Raw genomic sequence first — 9,765 nt, forward strand, 5'->3', positions numbered from 1 at the left:
AGAATCAATGAGTGTGAGAGGCCCGGCAGCCAGACAGCAAAACAGGGCCGGATGGCCCTGTCATCATACCTGTCGGTACGCTGGCATTAACAGCGCGTCATGGGCGCGTGCCCCTGGCCGCCGAAATCAGAAATAGAGGCGGGCGACAGATTCGATGACGCAGCCGGGGCGACGTACCCCTTCTATCTCAACCTTGATCTCTTTGAGCAGTTCCAGTCCGCCCTTGATGGGAGTCACTCGAATGAGTTTGGTACGGGCCCGCACGTTACTGCCCACCTTGATGGGATAGGGGAATCGCACCTGATCCAGGCCAAAGTTGACCACCATGCGAGCAGTGGGGAACTCGGGGTTCTCCTCATCCACCGACCCTGTCAGTCGAGGCAAGAGCGCCAAGGTCAGAAAACCGTGGGCTATAGTGCTCTTGAATGGCGATTCGGCGGCGGCGCGATCGGGATCCGTGTGTATCCACTGGTGATCGCCAGTGACGGCGGCAAACTGATTCACCATATCTTGGCTGATGTGGAGCCAGTCCCCGACATGGGTCTCCTCGCCGACCTGGCTGTGCAGGCGTTCAAATACCAGCGCGGCCTCCCCGACCAGGGCAATACCGGGCTGCGGGGCAACCTGACCGTTCACGACCTGACGCTGCTCGGATTGCTGCTCAGCCTCGACCACCGGCTGACCATGGGCGTCAAGCACCCGCCCCAGCAAGGGGTGAAGGTGTGCTTTTTGCTGAAACTCACGCCAGTAGTCACGGATAGCCGGCGAGAGCCAATCCTTGAGCTCAAAGGGGTGCTGCGCCAAGATTTCGCGCTTTCGCTTCAGAAAATCGACCACTTTCATTAACCAATTCCTATCTCTAATTAACCAACGAACAGGTCTAACCAGTCCTATTTTATGAAAGTTTCAGGTGCAAGTGCAAAAAAATCTCGGCGTACAGCTGTACCGGCAGCGAAAGTGACCACTCACATGGACCGCTCAAGCCGCGCCAGTCCTGCGGAAAAACGATTATCTGCTTTCGGGTCCCTTCTCTAGATAGCATCCGATGAAATGGCCCAAGTGCCTCATCAAGGCCGCTATTCCCCGTCATCTGACGGGGAATCTGACGAATGAAGCCCCTGCCGGGGAACGTCAGGGGTTGGCCATTAACGGGGAATGGCACGATAGCGCAGTGGGTTCAGCGCCAGGGCTACAAATAATCAAAGGGACGCAGGGCAATCCCCCATTGCCCCCTAGGCTGGCAGTCAGATGTGGTGAGAGCCTGTCTGAGAGGGCTGTCAGTCTCTCGGCCAGAGGTTGTCGGCTTCAGAATCGCAATGCAGCACGGCGAGCCACAGGGGCTCTCCTGCTCACTCGGTTCAATCGCTTCAGTCGGACCAGCTATTGTCGCTTTGGAAGCTCCAGGCCAGGATCCGGCTCTGCTTGTTACCCAAGTTCATCTCGATCACTTGCTGTCGCTTGGCTCCTGCCTGACTGATCGCCAGCCTGGCTGCCGCCAGGTTCTCTTTTTTCGAGACCAGTGAGCTAAACCAGAGACATTGGCCGGCAAAATCCCGGCTCTCCCGGATAAGCGAAGCGAGAAAGGCCGCTTCGCCCCCATCACACCACAGCTCGGCCTTCTGACCGCCAAAGTTGAGCACAGGGGGTTTGCTGTCACTCTCGGCCTTGCCCAGGTTGCGCAGCTTGCGGCGGGTCCCCTCGCTGGCCTCGGCCAGGGAGCTATGAAACGGCGGGTTGCACAGGGTCAGAGTGAAGCGATCCCTGGGCCCGATGATGCCATGGAATACCCGGCGAGCATCGGTCTGCAATCGACACTCAATCTGCTTGCCAAGGCCATTGCTGAGCGCCAGCAAATTGGCCGCCTTGACCGACACGGGATCGATGTCGGCCCCAACGAAACGCCAACCATATTCGCGACAGCCAAGCAGTGGATAAATGCAGTTGGCACCCACCCCTATGTCGAGCACTCTCACTCCCTTGCCGGTACGCGGCGCCTCTTCCCCCTCGCTGATGAGGTCGGCCACATGGTGCAAGTAATCGACCCGCCCCGGAATGGGCGGGCAGAGGTAACCTGCGGGCAGATCCCAGTGGCGTATACCATAGTGCAACGCCAGCAACGCCTTGTTGAGCGCCTTGACGGCGGCAGGATCGGCAAAATCCAGGGTACGAGTACCATGGTCGTTGGTGAACACGAAGGGGGTCAGTTCCGGGGTGCGCAAGCAGAGAGCCGCCAGATCATAGGGAGCATGATGGCGATTGCGGGGATGCAATCCGGCTTTGGTCGCTGTCTCTCGGGTCATCAGGGGCCTAGTCATCTGGTGCCAGGTCAATCCTGGCGAAAAGCGGGCCCACACTATAGAGAGTCGGCCTGCAAAAGTCTAAATGATGGCCATAAAAAACCGGGCCGCCAGGGCCCGGTTTGAGTGAGGTTGGAAAAACTGTCCGTACTGCGAACGGTTTGTCCAGCCTGGCTCTTAGATCTCGATGCGGCGCGCTTGCCAGAATTTATTGCGCCAGTACTGATTGTCCAACCGGGAGCGGGTTACACCGGCTCGGGTCGAGGCGTGAATGAACTCGCCATTGCCCACATAGATGCCCACATGATTGAGTCGGGAGCTGATCTTGAAAAATACCAGGTCCCCTTCAACCAGTTCCTGCTTGGAGACTCTGGTGCCCTCGTGCACCTGAGAGCGGGTATCACGTGGCAACTCAATGCCCACTGCGTTGCGATACACTTCACGGGCGAAGGCGGAACAATCTATGCCGCGTTCACTGGTACCACCGAAACGGTAGGGAGTACCACGCCACTCTTTGAATACAGTCAGAATTTCGTTTACGTCAGGTGTTTGGTTGACTTCCGGTTCAACCACGGGCTCCATCATGGAGACCTCGATCTTACTAGCGACATCAGGTTGGGGTGCCGAAGCACAACCCACCATGCCGAGTGAGACCAGCAGTAGCATCAGGTAACGCAATCCTTTATCCCCGCAAAGTTGTTAAAACTTGTTAAAATACGGCCTTTGGCAGGCAAATTATGAAATGCAACAGTCCTCGACTATATCCAAGAATCCTATCGAGGCAAGTGAAAATCCCTATCAAGCTCACATTTTTGCAATAAAATGCGTTATTTTTCATCATTAATGTGAGGATAGCCAAACAAGATACCCTGCCGACAAGCCGCTGCAGACCAGTTACTGTGTGCTATTTATCCCTGCTTTATCGATTTTTTTAAGTGAATAATGATGACAACTACGGATCTGTTTTTGTTAAATGCTACCAACGTGGCCCAAACCCAGTTGTCTGGCCTGGAGCCATGGCTCAATGCGTTGCAGCGCCAGCAATGGCAACAGATAAAGCAGCCCAGGCGCCGCCAGGAATTTCTCGTCAGCCGAGCTGTGCTTAACCGGTTATTGACCTCCCATCTTGGCCAGGACCCGCAAAATCTGCACTTTTACACAGGCCCCCATGGTAAGCCCGCCCTCACCGGCCCCGGGCAGGAGCATTGCCATTTCAACCTGAGCCACAGCGGCGACTGGCTGGTGATTGCCATTGGTGACCAGGGGCCTCTTGGGGTCGATCTCGAACTCGGTCGCCGCGCTCGCTCCCCCCTGCCCCTCGCCCAGCGCTTCTTCGCTGCCGCCGAATATCAGTACCTGGCCGACCTGCCACAGGCCGAGCAGAACTCGGCTTTTTATCGACTCTGGTCGCGCAAGGAGGCCGTGCTCAAGGCTCATGGGGGCGGTATAGCCGCCGGACTGGATAAGGTGGAATTTGTACCGCAGCAGAAGTGGTGCCTGCTCAACCACCTCGACGGGGTCGACTACCGGGTCCATGACTGGCCCTGGCAGGGGGGCTGGCTCAGTCTCGCGGGCAGGACGAGTGATGTGCACCTGCATCAGCTCGATGAATGTCTTGAAATCATGACAGGACAACCCCATCTTGATAAAAACCCCTAGCCAAGAGCCAGTCTCATGATCGTTGACATCCATCCCCAGAATTTCCAGATCGAGTTGCTCGATGCCTCCATGCAAAAACCGGTCGTCATCTATTTCTATGCGCCGCAGATGCCGGAATGCCAAGGGATGACCCCCCTCATCGAACAGCTTGTGGGTGAGAACAACCCGCAGGTCACCCTGGCCAAGGTGGACATGAACGACCCCCAGCTGCAACCGCTGGCCGGTCAGCTTGGTCTGCGCGCCCTGCCCGCTCTGGTACTCTTCCATCAGGGGCAACCGGATGAGCAAGCGATACTGGAGGGTCCGCAAGATGAAGAGACCCTGCGTACTTATTTCGCCGCCTTCTCCCCCAAGGAAGAGGAGGAGCTGCTCAAGCGAGGGCAGCAGGCCCTTGCCGAAGGACAGGCCGATGAGGGCTATGTCGATCTCGCCAAAGCCCATCAGCTGGTAGGAGATCGCCACGACATCCATCTCTGGCTCATTCAGGCCGCCCTCGATCTCAACCGCCTAGACGAAGCCGAGCAGCGACTCGCTCAATTACCCATGGTGGCCCAGGATGACCATTATCAAACCCTTTGCTCCCGCCTGGCCCTGGCGCAGCAAGCTGCCGACAGTCCAGAACTGCGCGCCCTGGAGGCCCGTTACCAACAGACGCCGGACGACTTTGCCCTGGCCCAGGAGCTGGCCGTACTTTACAGCCAGGCAGGGCGTCAGGAAGAGGCGCTCACCCTACTGTTGACCATACTGCAACGGGATCTCGGTTTCGGTGAGGCGAGAAAGACCTATCTCGATATCCTGGCGACCATGGGAGCTCACCCGGCAGTGGCCGGTTTCAGACGCAAGCTCTACAGCCTGCTCTATTGAGTCGTACTGGCACGATGAGATGATAAGAGAGGGCTATGCCTGACGGCGTGGCTCTTTTTTATCAATGGCATCATGGAAATGGATACAGGTGGGGCAAAAACGCGGGATAAATAGCGGAATTTGGCAGCGAAAGGCAAATTGTTGGCAAAAAAAAATGGCGCAGAGACTGCGCCATTTTTTCGCATGAATTACTTCTTGTAGGAAGTAGCCATGTTGTCCAGACGCTGGTTAGCGCGCATGGCTTCTTGGTTGGCTTGAGCAACATCAGCGGCCATTTTGGATTGATCAGCACGAACAGCGCTAACATCTTGAGCCAATTGGTCAACTTTGTTAGACAGGTTCTGTACGGAGGTTTCCAGTTCGCTGGTGTTAGCACAACCGCCCAGCAGGGCAGACAGACCAACAACACCTACCAACAACAATTTTTTCATTTTAAAGCTCCCTTGAGCTCGCCAGACGTTTAGCAAGCGGCGTGATTATGGCACAAAAAAATCTTACTTTGGATAGGCCCCATCACAGATAAATGCACTAAAACCCTCATTTTTTTTTCTTCTTGCGCGATTTGCGCAAATTTCAAACAAAACGGGGCCTCAGTGATGAGGTTCGAACAAAGCGTAACCAAAAAATGCCCTTATTACAATTTCGTATGGAACTTAGGCCGAACGTTCAGTCAACATCTGACGATACTGCACCAAATCCTCTATGGTCAGCACCGGCATCTGGTGCTGGCGGCCAAATGCGACCAGATCAGGCAGACGGGCCATGGTGCCATCGACCTTGGTCAGCTCACACAGCACACCAAAGGGTTTGAGCCCGGCCAACTGCATCAGATCCACGGTCGCCTCGGTATGACCTCGACGGGTCATGACGCCCCCGTTGCGAGCCCGCAGCGGGAAGACGTGGCCGGGGCGATTGAGATCGGATGGCTTGGCGCCATCGGCAATGGCGGCACGTATGGTGGTGATGCGATCGGCGGCGGAGACCCCTGTGGTGACCCCCTGAGCGGCTTCGATGGTGACGGTGAACGCCGTCTGGTATTGGCTGGAATTGGCCTCGACCATCATGGGCAGTTCGAGCTGGCGTACCCGCTCTTCCGGCAGGCAGAGGCAGACGATGCCGGAGCACTCGCGGATCATCATGGCCATTTGCGCATTGGTCATGGATTGCGCGGCGAAAATGAGATCCCCTTCGTTCTCGCGATCTTCATCGTCGGCCACCAGTACACCGCGACCGGCACGCAGGGCGGCCAGGGCCGCTTCGACTCGTTCGATGGGATGACCAAATTCACTGAGTAAAGACTGATTCATGGTAAGACTCCGTTAACTTCACAAGTACCAGAATCAGGGCATGGAGCAGACAGAGAGAGGCATGCGGCGGCTACCCGAGAGGGCCACGCGTGGAACAGTCTGTCTTATCCTCTTTCATCCGGACTATGACCGTCGGCTCCGGCATCTCACCGGATCTGCTGACCCCGGCCTGTGGCCGGGCGCTCGCGGGCTCCCCGAGTCAATCGGGATACCGCCGGTGGGGAATTTCGCCCCGCCCTGAGAATAAGCGCAGACAGACTAAAGAAATTTGTCGCGCTATGCCAGCCTGGCGATGCAAAAGCCAGTCGGTAGCGAGATTTGGCGCCCAGACTGTCCATTGGCTTTTCCTTTATGGCATAGTGCCTCAAAAAGCAGGCCCAGCGGGCGCGCTGCCCCGCCTGGATGGCCATCACAATAATGGAAACGATGACAGACATGGAAAAGAAAATACTGCTCACGGATTGCCCCGATGCCAAGGGCCTCATCGCCAAGATCACCAACATCTGCTACAAGCACCAGCTCAACATCAACAAGAATGACGAGTTTGTCGATCACGAGAATGGCCGCTTCTTCATGCGCACCGAGCTGGAGGGACGCTTCAACGACGAGACCCTGCTGGCAGATCTGGATGATGCCCTGCCCGCCGGAGCCCTGCGTCGTCTGGTCAAGGCGGGCAAGAAGCGGATCGTCATATTGGTGACCAAGGAGACCCACTGCCTCGGTGACATCCTGATGAAGAACTACGCGGGCGCCCTGGACATGGACATAGTGGCGGTGATCGGCAACTACGACACCCTCGCAGAATTGACGGGCAAGTTCGACATCCCCTTCCACACCGTCAGCCACGAGGATCTGAGCCGCACCGAGCACGAAGAGCAGGTTCGCGCCATCATCGACGGCTATCAGCCCGACTACGTGATCCTGGCCAAGTACATGCGGGTACTGACCCCCAGCTTCGTCGAGGCCTATCCGCGCAAGATCCTCAATATCCACCACTCCTTCCTGCCCGCCTTCATCGGCGCGCGTCCCTATCGGCAAGCCTTTGATCGCGGCGTGAAGCTGATTGGCGCCACCGCCCACTTCGTCACCGACGATCTGGATGAAGGCCCCATCGTCGAACAGGACGTGATCCACGTGGGTCACACCTTCAGTGCCGAGGGCATGGCCAAGGCGGGTCGGGACGTTGAGAAATCCGTACTGAGCCGCGCGCTGGAGCTGGTGCTCAACGAGCGGGTCTTCGTCTATGGCAACAAGACGGTGGTATTCAAGTAACAGCCCCCATGAAAAAAGGCCCCTCGGGGCCTTTTTTGTTATCGGAAGAGATGCGGGTACCCTGCTCAGCCCCTTCTCTCCTTGGTTATTGCTGCGCACCTGCACGGCTTATCTACGAAACGGATAACCCCTCAGCCCTTTCATCTGTCTATCCCAGCGATGGCCCCATCATCGAAATGCGGCATATCACTGTGCTAGATCATCGACAACCTGCACATGTAGCTGGCCGTGGCGGCTTCATCCCGGGTCCAGCCGCCACGGTTGGCACCAAGCTCTCAGAGCGGCAACTCGTTGACCGTGAGTTTGCCCTCTTGCAGCTTCAGCTCTGCCTTGAGGTTGTTCTGCTGCGCCTTGAGATAGCCCAGTTGCTGGAGCTGCACCAACATCGGTGCCAGTTGAGGCACAGCTTCCCCCATTCCCTCGCTCAGGCTGAGTTTGAAGAAACCGGAGAGCGCCTTCATGCCATCTTCCTGCCCTGCCAGATTGGCCAGCGTAGTCGACGCCAGAGTCAATTGCCCCGCGAGTGAGGCTGGCTCGCCATTGAGCCGCGAGCTGAGATCGGTCAGGGTCAGCGTCAGGCCACGATCCAATACCTGATCCAACGCGACGAGCAGGGCTTGCTGATCCAGATTGCCCTGGGCGCTCAACTCTTGCAGCGCCTGATAACCCGCCAGATCCAGCCCCTTGATCTCAAGGTCGAGTTTGGCATCGGTCAGGGCCAGGCTGTCCGTGTCGTTGGCCATGTCCAGGGCGGCCAACTGGATCTGGTAACGATTGGACAGGGTGTCAGCATCCTCCCCTTCCAGCCTGCTGTGGCTGGTGAGACGCTGCAATGAGACGTTGATCCCCTCTTGTGGCTGCTGCAGGGAGAAGCTGGCCAGCGTCATTGCACTCTGGGGCGAAAGCCAGCTGCCATCGACATCCCTCAGCTCGGCGCTGCCATTCAGATCTGCCAGCATCATGTCAGCCCCGCCCTGGGTCTCATGGAGACTCATCCCGGCCCAGTTGAGGGTCATGTGGCCATTGCCGACCAGATCACCGCTGTAGTCGGCCTGTAACGGTTCAAACGTCATCTTCCCCTGCTCATGCTTGAGGCTAAAAGCCCCTATGTTGAGCTTGCTCTGATTGCCCTGCGTCAAGAGGTTGGTCAGACTGGCCAGTTCCAGACGCCACTCCTTGAGCCCCTGGGACGCCAGCAGGGGCGCCAGGGATCCCTGTTCGGTATCGAGCAGCAATTGGCTCTTCACATAGAGCGGCAGGATCACGCCCTCCACCTTGAACGCCAGCACGATCGGCTCCCCATGACTCAACTCGCCATCTAGCTGGGCCAGCGCGTCCGGGCCTATGATGAGACGCGCTTCACCGTCCCGGTGCCATAAATCGCTGCGGCCCTGCTGCCACTGCAGCTCTATCCCGCTCTGCTCGCGCAGCTTGACGATCTGCTCCGCCAGCTGGCGATCAAATTCATTGCCCGTATACCAGCAGGCACCCAAGCCAGCCCCTATCAGAGCCGCGCCTGCGACACCCCAAATCCACTTTTTCATCAAACCATCCATTTCAATCATGCTTGCAGGCACTTTACGGGGCTGACTGCACGGCGGCAAGGCCATCCCGCATTCACAACAAGGGGCTGAACAGGTAGAAAATGTTCTCCATCACCCGCTTGTACCAAGGCCGGGCACGCCAGTCGACCAGCACCATGGGCGTCGCCTCCTGCATGTAGCCCTCGACCAGCTTGCTCAGCTGGCCGACAAATTCGGGATTGTCGACCAGCAGAGTGACCTCGAAGTTGAGCCAGAGACTGCGTCTGTCGAGGTTCACTGTGCCAACTAGGGCGAAATCATCATCGACCAGCACGCTCTTGGTATGCAGCAGACCGGCGTCGTAGCGGTAAATTTCCACGCCCGCCTCCAGCAGCTCCTCCATGAAAGCGTTGCAGGCATGGTTCGCCATCAGGGAGTCATTGCGATCGGGCAGGATTAGCTGTACTTGCACGCCCCTTGCCGCCGCCGAGGAGAGCGCGGCCGCAAGGGGATCGTCTGGCACGAAATAGGGGGTCGTCAGCACCAGATGGTTGCGGGCCTGATAGATGGCGAGCAACAAACTCTGCTGGATGCAGTCACCGCCGACGAAGGGGCCGGACGGAATGAGCTGGGCACGATAGTTGTTTTGAGGCCAGGATTCGGGGTCATGCTGCAGGCTGTCGAGCAGCCGCTCCCCGGTCTCCATCTCCCAGTCCCAGACGAAGATGGACCACATCAGCGGCACTATGGGCCCCTGTACCCGGATCATGATATCGACCCACTGGCCTATGCCGGCATCCTGTTTGAAGAAGCGCGGATCCACCAGGTTCATGGAGCCTGTAT

10 protein-coding genes and 1 riboswitch are annotated in these 9,765 nt (G+C 57.6%); of the genes, 3 read left to right on the forward strand and 7 right to left on the reverse strand.

The genetic code is table 11. The features are described 5' to 3' along the window. Positions 1–126 precede the first annotated feature (126 nt). From G113_RS06820 to G113_RS06830, 3 genes are all read right to left on the reverse strand, one after another. Positions 127–843 (reverse strand): MaoC family dehydratase, encoded by a 717-nt coding sequence (locus tag G113_RS06820; protein ID WP_005897193.1) that lies wholly within the window; start codon positions 841–843, stop codon positions 127–129. Between the two features lie 524 nt (positions 844–1,367). Next, a complete protein-coding gene (rlmF, locus tag G113_RS06825) occupies positions 1,368–2,300 on the reverse strand; it encodes a 23S rRNA (adenine(1618)-N(6))-methyltransferase RlmF (protein WP_005897196.1) in 933 nt (310 codons plus the stop codon). A 174-nt stretch (positions 2,301–2,474) separates the two neighbouring features. Then, positions 2,475–2,963, reverse strand: coding sequence for a C40 family peptidase (locus tag G113_RS06830; RefSeq protein WP_005897199.1), 489 nt, complete (start codon positions 2,961–2,963; stop codon positions 2,475–2,477). A 300-nt stretch (positions 2,964–3,263) separates the two neighbouring features. Here G113_RS06830 and G113_RS20470 point away from each other — a divergent pair, with 300 nt between their 5' ends. Next, positions 3,264–3,956, forward strand: a complete 693-nt coding sequence (locus G113_RS20470) for a 4'-phosphopantetheinyl transferase family protein (RefSeq protein ID WP_236611725.1) — start codon at positions 3,264–3,266, stop codon at positions 3,954–3,956. A gap of 15 nt (positions 3,957–3,971) precedes the next feature. Further along, complete coding sequence (locus G113_RS06840; protein ID WP_005897209.1) at positions 3,972–4,820, forward strand: tetratricopeptide repeat protein; 849 nt, start codon at positions 3,972–3,974, stop codon at positions 4,818–4,820. A 188-nt stretch (positions 4,821–5,008) separates the two neighbouring features. Here the strand turns inward: G113_RS06840 and G113_RS06845 are convergent, their stop codons facing one another. Together G113_RS06845 and ribB are read right to left on the reverse strand one after the other, a co-directional pair. Next, the gene (locus G113_RS06845; protein ID WP_005897212.1) at positions 5,009–5,251 is read right to left on the reverse strand and encodes an Lpp/OprI family alanine-zipper lipoprotein; all 243 of its coding nucleotides are present in this window, start codon (positions 5,249–5,251) and stop codon (positions 5,009–5,011) included. 222 nt (positions 5,252–5,473) lie between these two features. Beyond that, positions 5,474–6,127: a 3,4-dihydroxy-2-butanone-4-phosphate synthase gene (gene ribB, locus G113_RS06850; RefSeq protein WP_005897215.1), complete on the reverse strand. Its 654-nt coding sequence runs from the start codon at positions 6,125–6,127 to the stop codon at positions 5,474–5,476. Between the two features lie 102 nt (positions 6,128–6,229). Next, positions 6,230–6,376, reverse strand: a riboswitch (FMN riboswitch). A gap of 186 nt (positions 6,377–6,562) precedes the next feature. Here ribB and purU point away from each other — a divergent pair. Beyond that, a complete protein-coding gene (gene purU / locus G113_RS06855; RefSeq protein ID WP_040318985.1) occupies positions 6,563–7,399 on the forward strand; it encodes a formyltetrahydrofolate deformylase in 837 nt (278 codons plus the stop codon). Between the two features lie 275 nt (positions 7,400–7,674). Here the strand turns inward: purU and G113_RS06860 are convergent, their stop codons facing one another. Together G113_RS06860 and G113_RS06865 are read right to left on the reverse strand one after the other, a co-directional pair. Next, entirely contained in the window at positions 7,675–8,943 is a 1,269-nt protein-coding gene (locus G113_RS06860; protein WP_040318986.1) for a DUF945 family protein, read from the reverse strand. Between the two features lie 73 nt (positions 8,944–9,016). Beyond that, the coding region (locus G113_RS06865) for a phospholipase D-like domain-containing protein (protein ID WP_005897226.1) at positions 9,017–9,765 on the reverse strand (749 nt) is incomplete at its 5' end.

Origin of the sequence: Aeromonas molluscorum 848 (assembly GCF_000388115.1) — a bacterium.
GTDB lineage: Bacteria > Pseudomonadota > Gammaproteobacteria > Enterobacterales > Aeromonadaceae > Aeromonas > Aeromonas molluscorum.

Coding starts and splice junctions, on each gene's coding strand:
- G113_RS06820 (WP_005897193.1), bottom strand. CDS start 843: ATGAAAGTGGTCGATTTTCTGAAGCGAAAGCGCGAAATCTTGGCGCAG.
- G113_RS06830 (WP_005897199.1), bottom strand. CDS start 2,963: ATGCTACTGCTGGTCTCACTCGGCATGGTGGGTTGTGCTTCGGCACCC.
- G113_RS06840 (WP_005897209.1), top strand. CDS start 3,972: ATGATCGTTGACATCCATCCCCAGAATTTCCAGATCGAGTTGCTCGAT.
- G113_RS06845 (WP_005897212.1), bottom strand. CDS start 5,251: ATGAAAAAATTGTTGTTGGTAGGTGTTGTTGGTCTGTCTGCCCTGCTG.
- G113_RS06860 (WP_040318986.1), bottom strand. CDS start 8,943: ATGAAAAAGTGGATTTGGGGTGTCGCAGGCGCGGCTCTGATAGGGGCT.
- ribB (WP_005897215.1), bottom strand. CDS start 6,127: ATGAATCAGTCTTTACTCAGTGAATTTGGTCATCCCATCGAACGAGTC.
- purU (WP_040318985.1), top strand. CDS start 6,563: ATGGAAAAGAAAATACTGCTCACGGATTGCCCCGATGCCAAGGGCCTC.
- rlmF (WP_005897196.1), bottom strand. CDS start 2,300: ATGACCCGAGAGACAGCGACCAAAGCCGGATTGCATCCCCGCAATCGC.